Genomic DNA, 18,666 nt, shown 5'->3' on the forward strand with positions numbered 1-18,666 from the left:
AAATTACCCCAATTGCCTGAGGATAAAAATGATAAAAGTCAGTTGTGATCCTACGGGATCAAAGCCGGAACAGATAAGTTATTGCTTGTATTTATGTAATTATTCATATAATCTAATTTATATTTAGAGTGAAATACATAATCATATTTTATGAATTACACGCTCAACCAACTGAACATCTTTTACACCATTGCACAAAATCAGAGCATAACGCGAGCTGCGGAAGAGCTGCATTTAACCCAGCCTGCTGTTTCCATTCAATTGAAAAATTTTCAGGATCAGTTCTCCATTCCCCTTACAGAAGTGGTGGGGCGCAAACTTTTTATCACAGATTTTGGAAGGGAAATTGCCAGGGCAGCAGAAGAAATCCTGAACCAGGTAGAAGCCATTAATTACAAGACCCACGCCTATGAGGGGCAAATTGCCGGTCGTTTGAAGATCAGCACGGTGTCAACTGCCAAATATGTAATGCCTTACTTCCTTACGGATTTCATGGATACCAACCCGGCTGTAGATCTCAGTGTGGACGTAACCAACAAGGCCAAGGTAATCAAGAGCCTGGAACAGAATGAGCTGGATTTTGCCATGGTATCGGTTCTCCCGGACCACCTTAAAATAAACCGGGTGGAATTAATGCAAAACAAACTTTTTCTGGTCGGGGGCAGCAATCGGGAGTTGCCGTCTCAGTATCCGAAAGGGAAGATCTTCCAGGAGCAACCCCTTATTTATCGGGAGAGTGGTTCCGCCACCCGTAATGCTATGGAAACCTTTATGCGTTCAAAAGGTTTTACCAACCCCAAAAAATTGGTACTCACCAGTAATGAAGCGTTAAAACAAGCCATTGTGGCCGGATTAGGATATTCCATTATGCCTTTGATCGGCTTGAAAAATGAATTGAAAAACAAAGATTTGGAGATTATCCCATACCGGGGGCTTCCCATCATTACCCATTGGAATCTGATCTGGCTGCAGTCCAAAAAATTATCGCCTACGGCCGAGGCCTTTCTTAAATATATAAAAGCCGATAAAGACCGGATTATCGAGGAACGCTTTTCCTGGTTTGAGAATTACTGAAAAGGGTCTACTGCCGGATCAGCTCAGGTGCTTTTGAAAGAATTCAATGGTGCGCTTCCAGGCCAGCTCTGCAGCTGCCTTATCATACCGGGGAGTTGAAGTATTGTGGAATCCGTGGTTTACATCCGGATAGATGTAGGCCTGGTATGCTTTCCCGGCCGCCTTCAGAGCCTTTTCATAATCCGGCCATCCGGCATTTACGCGCTCGTCCAGCCCGGCGTATTGCAATAGAAGCGGGGCATTTATTTTGTCAATGTCTTCTTTGGGCTGACTGCCGTAAAACGGAACTGAAGCGGCCAGATCGGGTATTCTAACAGCCATCATGTTGGAAATCCAGCCCCCGAAACAAAATCCAACCACTCCAATTTTACCATTGCACTCCTCCCGGCCTTTCAGGTAATCATAGGCTGCTATAAAATCTTCCAGCATTTCATTTCGGTCTCGCTGTCTTTGCATGGCCCGGCCCTCATCGTCATTCCCGGGATACCCGCCCAGCGGGCTCAGGGCATCAGGAGCAAGGGTGATAAAGCCCGCAAGGGCTGCCCGCCTTGCCGTATCTTCAACATAGGGGTTAAGGCCGCGGTTTTCGTGTACTATCACGATCCCGCCCAGTTTTTCAGAAATCGCTTTAGGCCTGGAGAGCAATCCCCTGATTTCACCCCCGCCTTTTGGTGAGTTATAGGTTATAAATCCCGAATCCAATTCCGGGTCATCGGGTCGTACCAGCAGGGTGTCTTTGTAATTGGGCATCAAAAAGCTCATCAGGGAGGCAACCGTAACCCCTCCAACTGCATAGAGCGATAGTTTTTCTATGAATTCACGGCGTTGCAGCTTATTATGGGCATACTTGTCATAGAGGTCAAATACTTCCTGTCGGATATCTTCTTTGCGTAGTGGTTTCATGGTTTACAGCTTAGGGTTCATTAAAAGTATGGCTACAGGTCGTTTCTGTGGCTGACAGAAGTGATAATTAAGATACAAAAAATATAGTCCGAATCTGTGCCAGTACTTTATACTTATGTCTTATCAGGAATCACTCCTGATACAGATTCAGGCAGCCGGTATCCAGAGTTGCCTGCGGGTTGCTCAGAAAAGCGCTTACCACACTGTCTTTGCACTGCTGATTTCCGCTGCCATGGCCTCCTTCATCCAGTATTAACAGCTTTCCCTTAGACAGGTTTTCCATAAAGAGGTGACCATTTTTGGGTGGGGTTACCGGGTCATAACGGTTAACAAAGATGAGGGTGGGGATATCCGAATCCCTGAAAACGCGATCTTCCATTGGTAAGCGCGCCTCGTGCCAGGACATTCCGGCCTGATAAAAGGCATCGAAGAACCCCAGCTTTACGGGAATCAAGGGGTAATTGGCGTAGGCGGCTTCAATCTTTTCGGTATTGTTTTCCTCATTGAATTGCTCAAAACGTTCTACCGAAAGCAACATAGTCAGGTTGAGCCCTCCGGTAAGGGCGTATTCAAATTGCAGCACTTCCTGTAGTACTTCCCCCTGCCCGATGAGGAAGGCCTGAATGAGTTCCGGGGCTTTTTCGCGGGCATTGCCTATGTATAAAAGCCGCCGGAGCAAATAGATGCCATCCTGGGCATTGATGGTTACCTCTATGGAATCATTGAAATTTATCTGTAGGGGTTTGTTTTCAAGCCGTTCAATGGCCCGGAAGTAATCTTGTTTCAGGTTGGGATGGGTTGTTGAACATTCCTCCTGATTTTCGTAATACTCAAAAATACGCGATAAAGCCAGGGAGTAGCTGTAAAGACGGTCCATCAGGAAATCTCCACTCAGGGGGGAAGGGGAATCCAGGACAGCAGCATGAATGTATTCGGGGTACATATCCTGTACTACCCTCGCAATGCGGGTTCCATAAGAGCCCCCCATCAGGTTGTATTTTTTATATCCCAGTTTTTTGAAAAGCATCCCCACATCCCGGGCATTTTGCAGGCTGTTGTAATATTCCGGGTGGATATTCTTATCCCTACACTGCTTCTTGTAATCGGCCAGCATTTCCCGGGTGAGCTGCAGTTCCTCCTGCTCATCCGCATCTGCTGCCAAAATCTCAAAGGCAGCAAAGGACATGTCCGGCATGGCGGAGGAATAACCGATACCTCTTTGGTCAAAAAAGATCACATCCCGTTTTTCCCTCTGGGGGAGATCTCTCACAAAATCGAGCATGTCGGGATCAAGGGTGTTGCCTCCGGGGCCTCCTGAGAAAAAAACCACAGGATACTCATTAGAACTGCTGTCTTTTGCTTTTAAAATAAAATAGGAGATTTTGATTTTGGTACCCTCGGGATCATCGTGGTTTTCCGGCACCCATAGTGCCCCGGCTTTAAACCCTTCGGGTAGTTCTGACCAGTCTTCATGTACAGGAGCAGAGGCTATTTCCGTTTGTTGTGTCCTGCACCCCCAGATAAACCCTCCGATCAGGAAGATCGTAACAAGAAATAATCGATTCATAGTTTGTTGTTTATCGGTTAATAGGGCTGGAATGGTCTAAAATATTGCCGGCTCAGCAATTGCTATTCCCACTATCTATAAAGTTAAAAAGAAAGGGGCAAAATAATAGTAACTTTTAAGAACAGGGAGCTAAAATCAGGAAAAGGCCATTCAGCAAAACTTGGTTATCTTAGAGCTGATACAAACCAACCTTATCCCCTTGTTATGAATTCCAGAATATTCGCCGTCACTGTACTGCTCCTGTTTAATCTGATGCTCTCTGCACAAAGCCCCGTCAGTGTTTTTGAAGAACTAAAATTTCGTTTTATAGGGCCTGAGGGCAACCGGGCCATCGCCATAGCCGGGGTAGCAGGAAACCCAATGATCAATTATATCGGAGCTGCTTCTGGCGGACTTTGGAAAACCACTGATGGCGGCATCAACTGGGATCCGATCTTTGATGATCAGGATGTTTCCTCCGTGGCCTCCCTGGCCATAGCTCCAAGCCAGCCGGAACAGGTCTGGGTAGGTACAGGAGAGACTTTCGTAATCCGGCCGGCGCATGCAATGGGAGACGGGATTTACAAATCAGAGGACGCCGGCAAGACCTGGAAAAATATGGGCCTGGAAAAAACGGGGCGGATCGGGAGGATTATCGTGCATCCCAAAAACCCGGATATCGTATATGCCGCGGCACTTGGGCATACTTACGGTCCCCAGCAGGAGCGCGGGGTATACAAAACGATCGACGGGGGTAAGAACTGGGAACGCATACTGTTTATAGATGAAAATACCGGGGCTGCCGAGTTGGCCCTGGACCCCTCAAACCCGGACCGGCTTATGGCAGCCATGTGGTCTGTCCACATCAATACCTGGGGCCTGCGCAGTGGTGGTCCCGGAAGCGGGATATATCGTAGCACGGATGCCGGAAATAGCTGGGAAGCCCTGTCTGCCTATGGATTGCCGGGTGGTGAGGGGCAGGAGGTTGGGAAAACTGCCGTGGCTATTGCACCTTCAGATCCCGATATAGTTTACGCCCTCTTTGAAATAGACAGCCCGGCCCTTTACCGTTCGGACGATTTTGGGAACAGCTGGACCCTGCAAACCAGGAATCACGATATTGCCGAGCGGGCACCCTATTATACCCGAATGGCGGTGTCTCCCGGAGACCCCGATGAACTGTATTTTGCCAGTGTGAAATTCAGCACTTCCAAAGACGGGGGTAAAACGATTAAGGGAGGTTATAAAGCAGGAGGGGACAACCATGATATCTGGCTGGATCCGACCAATCCGGACCGGATGATGGTGGCCCACGATGGCTGTGCCAGTATTACCCTGAACCATGGAGAGAGTTTCCAGAGGGTTGTGCTGCCAATAGCCCAAATGTACCATGTGACCACAGACGATCAGATACCCTATAATGTCTATGGAAACCGGCAGGATGGGTATTCCTACAAAGGCCCAAGCAACAGCCTGCAGGGTTATATCCCCCTGGGGTTATGGACAGGGGTAGGGGGCTGTGAGAGCGGTTTTGCCCAACCGGATCCCTTTGACAATGATATAGTCTGGTCGGGGTGTTATGACGGGGGATTGCAGCGGTACAATACAAAAACAGGTCATGCCCGGGACGTCAGGGTCTGGCCGGAAGCCGGATATGGCTGGGAACCCGGTAAATTGAAATACCGTTGGCACTGGAATTTCCCCCTGGCTTTTTCTCCCCATAAGCCTCATCGGGTATATGCGGGTAGTCAGTTTGTCCACCAGAGTGATGATGGGGGCCAGAGCTGGCAGCAGATCAGCCCGGACCTTACCCTGAACGACAAAACACATCAGCAAAATTCAGGGGGCGTAGCCATTGATAACCTGATGACCTTTGACGGCTCGGTACTGTTCAGCATTGCAGAATCCCCCCTGGAACCCGGGCTTATCTGGACCGGGAGCAATGACGGACAGGTACAGCTCAGCCGGGATGGCGGGGCAAACTGGCTCAATGTCACCAAAAATATCCCGGACCTGCCGTCCTGGGGGACTATTGCGAATATTGAACCTTCCCGCTTTAAAAAAGGGACGGCCTACATTAGCGTGGATTTACACCAGATGGCGGATTTTGATCCCTATGTCTATAAAACCGAAGATTACGGCCAAAACTGGAGGCTTATAAGCGGGGGTATTCCCCGCTCTGTGCACAGTTTTGTACATGTGGTCCGGGAAGATCCCAAACGGGAAGGGATGTTGTGGGCAGGCACCGATAATGGCCTTTATTTTTCCGTGGATGACGGAAGAAAGTGGAATAGATTGCGGAACAACCTGCCGCCGGCCCCGGTTTACTGGCTGGATATTCAGGAACGCTTCGACGACCTGGTTGTGGGTACCTACGGAAGGGGTTACTACATCCTGGATAATATAGCTCCCATCCGTGAATTCGATCTGGAAGCTGCCGGGAAGGAAGCCCACCTGTTCAGCCTGCGACCTGCTTATCGGTTTGTAAACCGCCAAAGCATCAAAACAGACGGCCCCAGCCTGAATTCCGGTCAAAACCCCGCCTACGGGGCAGATATCCATTACTTTCTCAGGGACAGTACCGAGCAGCAAGTACAAGTCCAGGTTCTGAATGCAAATAAGGAACTCATCCGTACCCTGGAAGCCAGTAATAAGGAGGGTATTCATCGTGTGGTCTGGGACCTGAGATATGAACCCACCTATAAGCCCAGACTCCAAACCACGCCCCCCGGCAGGCCCTGGGTGCAGCTTAACGGAGAAGGATGGCGTCCGCTGGTTACCTGGGATCTGGATCTGATGCGAGGGCAATATGGCCCGAGGGTTGTGCCGGACACCTATACGGTAAAATTAATTGTGGGTGACAAAGAATATACCCGGGAATTGGTTGTAAAGAAGGACCCCGTTTCTGAGGGAAGCCTGGAGGAAATAAAACAGCAGGTGGCTTTTTCCCTGGAATTGCGGGACGCCATTAACCAGTCTGTTACCATGATCAACCAGATTGAAAGCATTCGGGCGGAATTGTCCGAAATCATCCCAAGGCTTAAACAAGCCGAAGACCTTGAAAAGGCGGAAAGCTTACGGGAGATGGCAGTTAATATTGCAGCAAGCCTTTACGATATCCACCTGACCGGAGCCCGGGAAGATGCCTTCCGATCTCCCATGAAACTATATGGCCGCCTGAGTGCTCTGGCCAGCGATATTAGCGGTTTTGGAGCCGATTTTAAGCCTACGGACCAGCAACGCGAGGTTTACAGCATCTTCAACAAGCGCCTGGAAGCGGTAAACCAGAAATTCAAAAGCTTTATGGAGGTGGAGGTCGATCAGCTCAATACCCGTCTGAAGAATTCCGAATTGCAGCTGATAAAGGGAAAGCGAATCAAATCATAAAGCAGGATGCGGGTAATACCCTGTCAAAAGCTTTAATGGGATAATCAGGACGTATCTGTTGTATATCTCCTCATTAATTTTAACATAAATATAACATATATTACCACAATAAGCATGCATTGGCGTATTTTGATGTTAATATAGCACATATATTGGCCAATATACATCTTTTCTGCCCGGACCGTTCTTCGCAATTTTGTATTGCAATTTTTAAAAAACTGCATTATGAGTAAAAGAACATTTTATCCAACAACATTTCATACGAATCCCTTCGCCTATCAACAACACTTTATTGCATTTGCATTGGTAGATGAATGGGAGAGGGGCGTCAATGCCAAGCCCCTGCAACTAAGTAATAAAACGGCCAGAGAACTGGAGGTATCAAAAATGCACCTGCAGCTTTCCAAAGTAACAGCTATCGATACTGCCAGAGTGGAACATATTATAAAGGATTTTCCTTCTTATGTTGAACTCCATTCAAAAGGTATGGATACAGAATTCTTTGTGAGGCAAAAAGCTACCTTATCAGTTGAAAAAGGCAGCTATACCGGTTTCAGGTTTTACCTGGCGGACGGGGAAAACAGTTTTGTTTATTCCGATCGGTCCCGTGAAACCTTATCCGGAATTGAGCACATCGATTTTGAATTGGATTCAGAACTGAAAATCGAGACGGATGCAGACCGAGAGGTATTGATGCAATTCGACTTTAAACCCTTTAGCCTTGGGAGTATTTTTCATCCCTTTAAAAAATGGTTTAAAAGACCGAACCGCAGTAATGGTAAACTGGCTGGCGTTTTAGCAAACTAAAATTTATTTATTCCAATCTTTTAAAGGCATCCTTCGGGATGCCTTTTTTGTTGTAAGTGTTTGATACTAATAGGGCTACTCCAAAAACGGAGTTTCAGGAGTTGGATCGTGTGGCGGCCGGGGATTAAAATTTGTGTTAATTCTTTAAAAACGGGAATCTAAAGGCCAGTCTGAACCGTATTTGAGAAGCATTCAATTACCAAACAGGAATAAAATACATTCATGAACCATATGAACCCGCTTAACCGCTTTGGGCAGAAAACAAAAAATTTAAAACTTTTAGCAACTAATAGACTCAAAACCTTTTTAGACACAGCAGATGCCTGGAGCATTTTTATACAGGGGAGTACCTTCGTTTTGTTAACAGGTGCAGTTTACCTGGTGTATATTTTGCAAAGCGATTTTGAACAGTACCGGCTGAATCGTGTCAACACGACTGTTGGTCTGATATTTCTCGCTGTTTCTGCCGGGATGTTTTTCTTCAGAATTTTTTATTTTCTATTTGTTCTGTTCCGCTATTTTAAATACAAGTCAATCAAATCCGTCAGCGATTCAGATTTACCTCTATGTACAGTAATCGTACCTGCATATAATGAAGGAAAACAGGTTTGGGCCACCCTGAGGAGTCTGGCGCGCAGCAATTACCCCAAAGAGAAACTACAACTGATCAGTATTGATGACGGCAGTGCCGATGATACCTGGCAATGGATGCAACAGGCCAAATGCGAGTTGGGAGAGGAAGTGGAAATATTCCAGCAACCAAAGAACATGGGGAAACGCCATGCCCTTTACCGCGGTTTCAAACTTGGCAAAGGAGAGGTCTTTATTACGGTAGACAGCGATTCCGAAGTAAATGCCGACACTCTCAGAAATCTGGTGAGTCCCTTTGTGGTTAATCCGAAATGCGGGGCAGTAGCAGGTAATATACGGGTATTGAATACCAGCAAGGCATTATTGCCCAGAATGCTGGATGTGAGTTTTGTTTTGAGCTTTGAATTCATCCGTTCCGCTGAAAGCACCTTAAATTCTGTTTTGTGTACGCCGGGAGCCCTGGCCGCCTATCGCAGGGAGGCAGTTTTCAATTGTCTGGATAAGTGGATCAATCAGACCTTTATGGGGCAGCCCTCCGATATAGGGGAAGACCGCGCCATGACCAATATGATCCTGAAACAGGGTTATCATGTCCTTTTTCAGAAGAATGCGATTGCCTATACCAATGTACCTGAAAAGTACAGAGGCCTGTATAAGATGTTTACTCGCTGGGGCAGGAGCAACGTCAGGGAAAACATAGAGATGGCAAAGTATGTATTTTCCGGCTTCAGGGAAGGTTCAAAAGCCGGCACCCGAATCCTCTTTATGGGACAGGCACTTAAGATAATTATGTGTTACCCCCTCCTGATCCTTATGTTTTATTTTCTGCTGTCTCACCCCTTACTGTTTTTAAGTTCTACCTTATTCGGGATTTTACTGGCTGCTACTTTCCCGGTTATTTTTTATGCGCGGAAGTACAACCTCAGGGAATCTTTCTGGGCGTATTCGTATAGTATCCTCTATACTTTTGGTCTTTTCTGGATTACCCCCTATGCCATTGTAACAGCCAACCGCCGGGGGTGGTTAACCCGGAAGCTGCCGGGACAGGGATAGGCTGTAGCTATTAGCTGAAACAATTGAAATTACAGCTATGTGATCCGGTCTTTAGTCAATTAAAACCGTTATCTTTTTAAAAGGGATAACAGATTCGGATCCTACATTTTGATCTTTTTCGGCTTTATTTCTTCAAAAAAGAAGTCGTCATTGGGCACATCAAATGCAAAGCCGCTTACCTCCATCATATTGTTGGTCTGTATTTGAATGGTCCCGAAACTGAACCAGGCCTGCGGGTGGTCCCAGTTGAGCTTCCAGACATTGTAGTGCCAGTGGGTTAAAGTAGCCGATAGCAGGGGGGAGTGTGAAAACTCCAGCTTTAGATTGTTATCTTTTTGGACAATGCTCAGTTCCCCGTACAAATCAGAATGATAGCGGCCCGCAAAGGCATCCGGCGAAATGCTGGGTTGGGTGTTGCTCACCCGTTTCGCTATGCGCTCGGCAATGCGGGTATCCGCGTTGATTCGCCTGTTGGCAGCTGCCAGGTAATCCGCAGACCAGTCTTTCTCGCTTTCTGCATCCAGGAAGGTGTCAAGTGCGTAATAGGTAGCAGCCATAATCGGGCTTTTTGTCCCGTTGGTCAGGACAACCACCCCGAGTTTTTCATCCGGTATCAGCGTAAGGGCAGTTATCATCCCGTCATAACCCCCGGTATGCCCTACCTTCAGGCGTCCTTTGTAATCACTGAGCCCCCAGCCCAGCCCATAGCCATTAAAATGCCTGTCAAAGTCATTTTCGCTGGTGTGGTCTACCATATGGTTGTTGTGAGGCGTCCAGACCATGTTCCGGGTGCGTTTGCTCAGCAGGGTATCTGTCCCTGTAATTCCGTGATCCAGATTGAAGATCATCCATTTGGAAAGGTCAGCAACCGAGGAAACCAGACCGCCTGTGGCTGCAACATTGTCCCAGCTGGTCCAGGGGATCGGATAGTTTTTTCCTTCCTTGATGGCATGAGGGCTGGCAAAATTCCCCATTTTGTCCAAATCGTTTATTGTATAGAGGGTGCGTTCCATGCCAAGGGGTTCTAAAATGCGCTCCCTTACATTTTCGCCCCAGCTCTTTCCGGTAACTTTTTCGATAATCTCCCCTGCCGTTATAAACATGAGGTTCGAGTAGCCATACCCGGCACGGAATTCATATGCTTTGGGGACGTATTGTATTCGCTTAATAATTTCGGATGCAGGCAGCTCCGATTTGTACCAGATATTATCCCCGCTAAAGGTGCCCAGGCCCACCCTGTGACTCAGGATATCCCGGATTGTGGTATGTTCGCTTTCATAGCTGTCGTATAGTTCAAAGTAGGGAATGTATTTCCTCACCTTGTCATTCCAATTGAGTTTTCCTTCCTGTACCAGCATCCCGATGATGGCTGAGGTAAAAGCCTTGGAATTAGAGGCAATGGCATAGAGGGTGTCTTCATCCGGTTTTTGATTCTTTCCGACCTCAAGCAGCCCGTAATTGCCGGTGAATACCAATTTCCCGTCTTTTACGATTCCGATGGATACCCCGGGGATACCCCAGTCTTTTACCATTTGGGAGAAATAAGCATCGAGTTTTTCCAGATCCGCTGTACCAACGGCCTGTGCGAATGTACTCATAGAGAAAGAAAGGGTGAGGGCGAAGAGTAGGAGTGCTTTTCTCATTGAAAATGTTATTAAAGTGTGTTATTATAAGGAGTCGGTCAATGCATTTTATTCTTGTTTGCCGGTTTTGTCAAAAGGAACATTTACCGGCCGCAAAAGGCCTGCGCGCATCACATGGGTAACAGACCTCATGTTAGCTATATCCTCGGTCGGATCATTTTCCAGGATAATCAGGTCAGCCATCTTGCCTTTTTCCAGGGTGCCGAAATCATCCAAGCGGTCCATTGCCAGTGCTCCGTTGCGTGTAGCCATGATTAATATATCCCGGGCAGGGATCCCATTTTGCTGCATGGTCTCCATCTCATCGTAAATGGAAATTCCGTGCAGGGTTCCCGGGTTGCCTGCATCTGTGGAAACGGCAATGGGAATGCCCGCCTGGTGAACCCGGCGGAGGTTTTCAAACATATTTTTTTCGCTGGCTGCCACATAGCTTTTATAGTTGGATATCATGGTTTCATAGCCATCCGGATTGGGCAAGTATTTGAAGAACTTGGTTGCTGATAAAAGTAAATTCCTGGTTTGGGGATCGACCACCCCATTCGGGTCCGAAATACCAAAGCCTTCTTTCAGGGATTTATAAGCATTCAGATACCCCCTCCCGACTATAAGGGTAGGGCAGTAGATAACTCCCGATTTTTTGGCCAGGTCCAGGAATGTGGAATCCACCACCTGATCGTCCACGCTGTGCACCAGGATTTGTGCTCCCATCCGCAGGGCCTCGGTTGCCTGGTCCAAATCCGTGGCATGTACAATGAGCTTATTACCCTGCAATGCCACCTCATCAACCACTGCCGCAAGGGCTTCCATGAACTGGGGATCCTCCAGGTTTATTTGCCAGATTTTGATCCCGGTAGCCCCGAGGCTTGTATTCTGGCGTACCGTTTGCCGGCCAAAATCGGCCGAGGAGAGGTGTAAAAGCTGTTTTTGACCAGGGGTATTGACCGCTACCAGGTTGGCATCCGGGACTGGCGACAACAAAGGGCCTGCAGCGGCCACATGAGGCGCATTCAGGTTGTCTTCGGCCGTTTTCTGCAGGCCGAGGGTCCAGAGGTACCCGCCTACATCGTAGACAGCTGTGACCCCCGAACGTAGATAGGCCTCATAATAGCGTTCAGGGTGTTGTTGCAGATAGCTTTGCAGTTCAACATAACCAAGGGTATCCCTGATATCCAGGGCATCGGGCCTGCCATCAAAAAAACCGGTTTGGCCAAAATGTACGTGCGAATCTACCAGCCCCGGGCTGATATATTTCCCTTTCAAATCCAGGATTTCCGCATTTTCTGGAATGGGTACTTCCGAACCGCCTACAGCTTCTATCAGGCCATCCCGTACAATGATTACACCCTGCTCAAGGACACCACCGTTACCATCGAAGATGGTGGCTCCCTGCAAGACTGTCAGTGCAGATTCATCCGACTTTCTAGAAGTGCAGGCTGTCAGGGAAATCAGTATAAAGCAAAGGAAGAGGGTGGTTTTGTTCATGTGGTATCTGGTTGGGTTGGAGCAGTAGTAGGGATCGTAATTTACAGGACCTTAAAAATGATGTACGAGACCCATACCGCTATCACAAGATAACCATATTTAGGCTAAAAGGCATGAGGAAGAGGATTAAAGAAGTAGTATAACCTAGCAGGGCAGATATTGAAATTTGGGATTATCAACTGTGGAAACCAAGATTAACTCTGTTAAAGTTGTTTATCAATTTAATAATGGTTAAATGCAGTACTTTTAAATTTTAGGATAAGAAGTGGCATTTTGTCTGTCTTTTAGTTCTTTGAATGATTTTATTTTGATTAGTTAAATATTTATTAATTCTTTGCGAATAAATTTTTTATTATGGACGAATTTATTAAAGAGGATTTTGTACAAATTGACTATTTGAGATTAATATTTGGAGTGTTCTTGTTGATAGCCCAAACTTTGATTATTTCTCAGTTTTATGTGAAGTTTTCCAAATCTTACAATAACAAATTGAAATTTTCGAAGAATTTAATTCCATTTGGAATATCAATTTTGATTATCGTTTCTGTAATCAAGTCTTCATTGGCTTTATCGCTTGGTTTGATAGGGGCTTTGTCCATAATCCGATTCAGGACAGCCATAAAGGAACCTGAAGAAATCATTATTTTATTGCTTGTGATGGGTTGTGCGGTATCAATCGCAGCAGAAAAAGAACTCTTGGCTATCATCTTGCTGGCATTTTACTTTATCTCCTATTATTTCCTTAACCGAAAAGAATCTGATAGCTCTAATGGCTATAAGATAAACATTAAAATTAAGCCTGATAAAGGTGAGATAGGCTCCGTGATTAGCAATGAGTTTGAACAAAACCTAATTTACATGAACAAGAGTCTTGATGACTATCTTAACTTGGTTTACCGAGTACAGTCCAAAGAGCAATTAGATTCTATTTTAAAATATTATAACGAGTTAAATAATGATTACGCGTTTGAAACGAGTACATTGGAGGTATAAAATCTTGATACTGTTATCGACTTTAATTGCCATTTACATCGGGATTAAGCATTTAGATACACAAAAAAATAGAAGGGAATGGTCAACTGCAACCGATGGTTTGTATCTTCAACCTAGATGGGGGTATTTGAGCAATTACGAGTCCCTAATGCTAAAATTAAGAACATTAAGATGGAAGTTATATTATCCAAAGTCGTTATTTAAGAAGAAATCACCAGAGTTTAATTTTTTATTATCTGCTAATGATAAAAAAATAGTTGATAGTGTAGTATTCCTAGGTATAAAACGGGGAATTTTTACTAAAGATTCTAAGAAATACCGTAACGCGGAACTAATATATAAAGACTCCCTTTTCAAGATTAAATTCAAACTAAGAGGTTCACATCCATACCCATACATTATGGGTGATTATAGTGTTAAAGTTAAATCAAAAGAAAAAATTAATGGATTAAAAACATTTAACATCATTGCTGGTTCTGAAATGGACTATAAAACAATTTATGCAAACAAGACCGGTCGAAAGTATGGTGTTTACACTCAGGATCAAGGAGAAATTGTTTCTTATAGATTTAACGGTGTTTTAAGAGATGGATTTCTTTATCCCGAGTTCGATGCTGAATATGTCCTTAAGGAATTCGGAGATACTTTGCATTTTATTTATAAGAACCATAAAAATTGGCTCACACACACAAGTCCATTCGACAATCTATACTATAACGTTGAGGATAGAATGAACTTTGAAATAAAAGATAATATAGGGTTCCATAAATGGAGGACGTTAAAAAACTTCAATTTCACTCCTAACGAATTCGAAATTGATTATTTGGGTCGATATCTGGCTTTGATCTATTTATTTGGAAATGGTCATCAAATTACCGGTGACAACTTAGAATGGTTGAACGTAAACAACAATTTGGTTCCTCTTTTTAGAAATGAAAATGGTGTGAATGCACTCACAGTTTTTAAATCAGCCTTTGACGAAGTTATTTTTAGCCATCATCCCGGTGCACCCTCCTATGACTTATTTAGGCAATTATTGACCAATGATTCAATAAGAACTAAAAGAAATAGAATTTTTAAAAAAATGATCTCTGAGAAAGAAGAACTTATCTCTGACTTTGATCAATTATTCCTATCTAATTATGAGAAACATTTGACTTATAATGATGAGTTCTTTTTACAAGATTTATGGCAAAAAACATTTAAAAAAAATTTAGATTTTAATATAGAAAAGTTTAAGGAGTACTTAAAAACAGGATTGAGTTTCGTTATACACGAAAATGACACTTTACGAATTACTTCCGAGACGTATGTCGATTTAAAAGTCTTAATCAACAATAAACATGAATTTAATATCAATCCTGTGGAATATGGCTTGGATAATGAGAAACTCAGGACTAAGTTCACTGAGAATCTAATTCCATTCGCGGAAAAAATTCTTTCTTTGGAGTTAATAAATGAGTATGTCAACGACACTACAAATATAAACCTGATTCATGAAGTTTATTGACAGTTTACCATATCTTTTTATGTTGGGATTGGTCGTCCTTTACTTTATGTTCTTCCATAAGGAGCCTGCTAATGATTACCATGTAATTAATCTTTCGCGCAAGCAAATCATTTCATTAGACGTCGGTAACCCATTGTATCAGATAAGAGGCATAAAAACAAATTATGACTCCGTGGAAGTAATCGTAAAAAAAATTGATCATGGATTAATTCTGGATTCCAAGGAAAATATCTGGAAGAATTATCGAAAGGTTATTCTCCTTGAAGGTCTTAAGAACGGTGGATTGAATCTCCATGGTAGATCAGAGATCGAAGCCAATCCAATAACCGTCCGATTTAATCCATACGATGAAAAAGAGTACCTGATGGTGCCATTTATCGACCAGGAAAACATGGAATTGTCCAATGAACGATTTGCTTTTTTTACTAATGAAATCCCGGATACAAGCTTGATAATTTCAAGAACGAAGAATAATCTTGTTTTTGAAAGAAAAGGAAAGAAGTATCAGATTGACCGTTTTATTTACTTGAAAGATCCCCTATCCAAAGGCTATACTGTTTTGCCTGATTTGATTAAGGGAAACTTTAAACGGATAAAATCAGGGAACATTAAAGAATCTGAATCCAAAGAGCGTACGAAAAAGAAAACTTTTGAGCAGGACTTTGAATTAATCGAAGACCGTTCCTTTGAGGATATGGTAATAAATAATACTGATCAGGTAACGATCACATTAAATGGAAAGGCTAATCTATTTTTCGACAATTGTGAAATTGATTTTAGGAAACTTAAAATAATCGCGATGGGCCAAAATGCAATCATAATGCGCAATTGTCCCAAAGTTATAATAGATTCTGTTGAGATTTCGGGAATTTCCAATTACACGTCAGATAGTTTCACACTGCCCTCTGGTTTAACTTTTATAAAATCAAATGTTACTATTCGAAATAGTACGTTTTTCAGCAATATTACCGGAGATGATTTTGTGAATTTTTACGCATCCCAATTTAGCGTTGATGCAACTATGTTCAAAGATATCCCAAATGACGCCATAGATTCTGATTTTTCGGAAGGAACTATTTCAAATTCCAATTTTCTAAGGATTGGTAATGATGGCGTTGATTTCAGCGGTTCTGATATTCTTCTCGAGAATAATGTTTTTACGAACGTGGGAGATAAATGTATTAGTGCAGGGGAATATTCCAATGTTGAATCCAACAACAATAAGATGGTAGATTCGAGTATAGGGTTAGTAGTTAAAGATGGCTCTGTCCTGGAGACCGAAAAGGACTCTTTTGCAGGAAACACCGTTGACATAGCCGTATTTATGAAGAAAGATTTTTACAATGATCCCCTCCTTATTTATAATGACGTCCTGAACGAGAAAAATTATCTGATCGAAAAAAAGTCATACGTGATACCTTACTTCGATGAAAAAATTACTATAACCAAAAAAGTAGAGGACCTCATGTATGGAAACCTCTACGGTAAAGCCTCCAAGCGATAATGAGAAATGAAATAAAATTTCGCTTTAAAAGTGATGACCTCTTTACAATCAAATCGAAACTGATTGAAAACGGATTTTTTATGTCGTATATGGACCGACAAATCAATAATATATATTTTGATTACTTTAATTTTAGTGCGCTAGTAGAAAATATCGAGGGTTACAGGGATCGATCTAAAACAAGAATCCGATGGTACGGAGGCTTCCATAATATTTTCACCGAGGATCTTTTCCTTGAACAAAAGATAAAAGCCTCTCATTTGGGGAGAAAAAAGGTTATCAAGCTTAAAAAGGAGCCATATAGTGATCAAAAGGATGTCAATTTCCTTCTCGAAAGTTTAACCCGCACTATAAATGACAGGCTCCACTGCATTATGAAGCCTACCCTTATCAACCAATATCAAAGGCAATATTTTGAAAATTCATTAAAAATTAGGGTAACCCTGGATACGGAAATAAAGTATACAAATCCCCAGACATTCTTCTCCAAGAAGGAGGAAAATAACGTCATGGAGGTAAAATTCAATAGGGATGAAGACGTAAATCTTGGATTCCTGGACGACTTGAAACTGGTAATTACGCGTAACTCAAAATACGTGAGAGGTTTTAAATCTATAGATTTAATTAATGGATAGTTCGCTGGAATAGTCCACGAGCGAAAAGCATCTTAATTTTCTGTATTATGATTTTACCGCTTGATTGAGGAAGATACGAACCTTCTAATCCTTCATTTTATCTAACAGAAATTAAATTCCATTTTGGACTTTGGATCTATAGAATATTATTATGATTTTCTTCAGTAAAAAGTATGCTTTATTCTTAATCATTGTTCTGGTTTTATCTTGCAAAAGAGAGGGAAAGCATGTCGATAAAGTTGTGTCTCAACAAGATTCCAAAAACGTTGGGTGGCAGAATAAGAAATTGCAAGAAGGGGAGGACCAGTATTTTGTCGATGTGCTTGTAGAGATTCCAGCAGGGACGAATGAAAAATGGGAATACAACAAATTGAAGGGCGCAATTGAATTAGAGCATGTTCAAGGGGTGCCACGCATTATTAATTATCTTGGGTATCCCGCCAATTATGGGTTTATCCCGAACACATTGTTGCCAAAAGAGCTTGGGGGAGATGGCGATCCTTTGGATGTGATAATTCTTGGTCCCCCAATTGAGCGGGGAGATTTAGTAAAATCGAAAATAATAGGAGTACTCTTCCTTAAGGACCGAGGAGAACATGACGATAAATTGATAGCAGTTTCAGTAGATTCACCATTCGGTGACATAAACGATATTGAAGAATTACAACTGTATTTTAATGGTGTTTGTGATATATTACAAATATGGTTTTCGAACTACAAAGGCCCTGATTTAATTACTTCCCAAGGGTTTGGCAATAGTTCTAGGGCATTACTTATTCTGGAAAAGGCAAAAAAAGAATTTAGAAAGAATAAAATTCCTTAAACCCATTGCTTAGGCATATTACAGAATACTTGTTTATGCGCTGTAAATCTTTCTGATCATAAAATAATTATAAACGGTCAGTAATATGGGGCAGCTTGTACATTGGGCCGCAAAAGAAAACTCTACTGGAATTTGGCCCCGATAACTATCGGGGTGGGATTTGGAATTTCCAACAAAGTTGGCTGGGGTTAACTTCGCTTCGCTTGTTGGACCCGGACCGAACGGTCGCGAAAGGTCCGGTGGACCTTTTGTAAAGAGGGGCCAGCAGGTGCGCTGGCCTGCAAATGCCGACTTAAGGATCGGTATTTGGATTTTGGGATTTGGAATTTCCAATTGTGTTGGCTGGGGTTAACTTCGCTGCGCTTGTTGGACCCAGCAGCCCCATGCTCCAAATGCAAAACCCCCGGCCTGCTTCTGCAGGCCGAAAGGTTTTTATTCCGTTCGAAATCTTTGAGCAAGCTCACGATTTCTCTCAAAATAAAAGCCCCCGCCATTTTGGCGGGGGTTTTGCGCTTGATTGTGACTTGGCTGGGGCTCGAACCCAGGACCCTCTCCTTAAAAGGGAGATGCTCTACCAACTGAGCTACCAAGTCAAAAAAAACAACCGCAACTTATCGCGGTTTGCGGCTGCAAATATACTACCTATTCTTTATTTTTCAAGTTCAATGGCTATAAATTTCAGATTTATTGAAAAAGCTGCATATTTACCTCAATC

13 protein-coding genes and 1 tRNA gene are annotated in these 18,666 nt (G+C 43.5%); 9 read left to right on the plus strand and 5 right to left on the minus strand.

What is annotated here, in order from left to right:
• The first annotated feature begins 150 nt into the window (after nt 1-150).
• Nucleotides 151-1,074, plus strand: a complete 924-nt coding sequence (locus ACT6NU_RS11220) for a LysR family transcriptional regulator (RefSeq protein ID WP_445381765.1) — start codon at nt 151-153, stop codon at nt 1,072-1,074.
• 18 nt (nt 1,075-1,092) lie between these two features.
• On the opposite strand, the gene ACT6NU_RS11225 is transcribed toward ACT6NU_RS11220, so the two are convergent.
• Together ACT6NU_RS11225 and ACT6NU_RS11230 are read right to left on the minus strand one after the other, a co-directional pair.
• On the minus strand, nt 1,093-1,977 hold the full coding sequence (locus tag ACT6NU_RS11225; RefSeq protein WP_445381766.1) for a dienelactone hydrolase family protein: 885 nt from the start codon (nt 1,975-1,977) through the stop codon (nt 1,093-1,095).
• Between the two features lie 130 nt (nt 1,978-2,107).
• A complete protein-coding gene (locus ACT6NU_RS11230; RefSeq protein WP_445381767.1) occupies nt 2,108-3,544 on the minus strand; it encodes an alpha/beta fold hydrolase in 1,437 nt (478 codons plus the stop codon).
• Between the two features lie 204 nt (nt 3,545-3,748).
• Here ACT6NU_RS11230 and ACT6NU_RS11235 point away from each other — a divergent pair, with 204 nt between their 5' ends.
• From ACT6NU_RS11235 to ACT6NU_RS11245, 3 genes are all read left to right on the plus strand, one after another.
• Complete coding sequence (locus ACT6NU_RS11235; RefSeq protein WP_445381768.1) at nt 3,749-6,910, plus strand: WD40/YVTN/BNR-like repeat-containing protein; 3,162 nt, start codon at nt 3,749-3,751, stop codon at nt 6,908-6,910.
• A gap of 225 nt (nt 6,911-7,135) precedes the next feature.
• Entirely contained in the window at nt 7,136-7,717 is a 582-nt protein-coding gene (locus ACT6NU_RS11240; protein WP_445381769.1) for a hypothetical protein, read from the plus strand.
• 231 nt (nt 7,718-7,948) lie between these two features.
• Nucleotides 7,949-9,361: a glycosyltransferase gene (locus tag ACT6NU_RS11245; RefSeq protein ID WP_445383855.1), complete on the plus strand. Its 1,413-nt coding sequence runs from the start codon at nt 7,949-7,951 to the stop codon at nt 9,359-9,361.
• 101 nt (nt 9,362-9,462) lie between these two features.
• Here ACT6NU_RS11245 and ACT6NU_RS11250 read toward each other — a convergent pair whose 3' ends face one another.
• Together ACT6NU_RS11250 and ACT6NU_RS11255 are read right to left on the minus strand one after the other, a co-directional pair.
• Nucleotides 9,463-11,004 (minus strand): serine hydrolase, encoded by a 1,542-nt coding sequence (locus ACT6NU_RS11250; protein ID WP_445381770.1) that lies wholly within the window; start codon nt 11,002-11,004, stop codon nt 9,463-9,465.
• Nucleotides 11,005-11,052: 48 nt separating this feature from the next.
• Complete coding sequence (locus ACT6NU_RS11255; RefSeq protein ID WP_445381771.1) at nt 11,053-12,486, minus strand: amidohydrolase family protein; 1,434 nt, start codon at nt 12,484-12,486, stop codon at nt 11,053-11,055.
• Nucleotides 12,487-12,840: 354 nt separating this feature from the next.
• Here ACT6NU_RS11255 and ACT6NU_RS11260 point away from each other — a divergent pair, with 354 nt between their 5' ends.
• The 5 genes from ACT6NU_RS11260 (at nt 12,841) to ACT6NU_RS11280 (ending at nt 17,951) form a co-directional block, all read left to right on the plus strand.
• Entirely contained in the window at nt 12,841-13,479 is a 639-nt protein-coding gene (locus tag ACT6NU_RS11260) for a DUF4956 domain-containing protein (protein ID WP_445381772.1), read from the plus strand.
• Nucleotides 13,454-14,989 (plus strand): hypothetical protein, encoded by a 1,536-nt coding sequence (locus ACT6NU_RS11265; protein ID WP_445381773.1) that lies wholly within the window; start codon nt 13,454-13,456, stop codon nt 14,987-14,989. The genes ACT6NU_RS11260 and ACT6NU_RS11265 overlap by 26 nt, the downstream gene beginning before the upstream one ends.
• Nucleotides 14,990-15,161: 172 nt before the next feature.
• Entirely contained in the window at nt 15,162-16,493 is a 1,332-nt protein-coding gene (locus tag ACT6NU_RS11270) for a right-handed parallel beta-helix repeat-containing protein (protein WP_445381774.1), read from the plus strand.
• Complete coding sequence (locus ACT6NU_RS11275) at nt 16,493-17,128, plus strand: VTC domain-containing protein (RefSeq protein ID WP_445381775.1); 636 nt, start codon at nt 16,493-16,495, stop codon at nt 17,126-17,128. Before ACT6NU_RS11270 ends, ACT6NU_RS11275 begins: the two co-directional genes overlap by 1 nt.
• A 151-nt stretch (nt 17,129-17,279) precedes the next feature.
• Nucleotides 17,280-17,951, plus strand: a complete 672-nt coding sequence (locus ACT6NU_RS11280) for an inorganic diphosphatase (protein WP_445381776.1) — start codon at nt 17,280-17,282, stop codon at nt 17,949-17,951.
• A gap of 520 nt (nt 17,952-18,471) precedes the next feature.
• Here ACT6NU_RS11280 and ACT6NU_RS11285 read toward each other — a convergent pair.
• Nucleotides 18,472-18,544: transfer RNA gene (locus tag ACT6NU_RS11285), tRNA-Lys, on the minus strand.
• Nucleotides 18,545-18,666 lie beyond the last annotated feature (122 nt).

This window comes from Robiginitalea rubriflava (assembly GCF_052540725.1).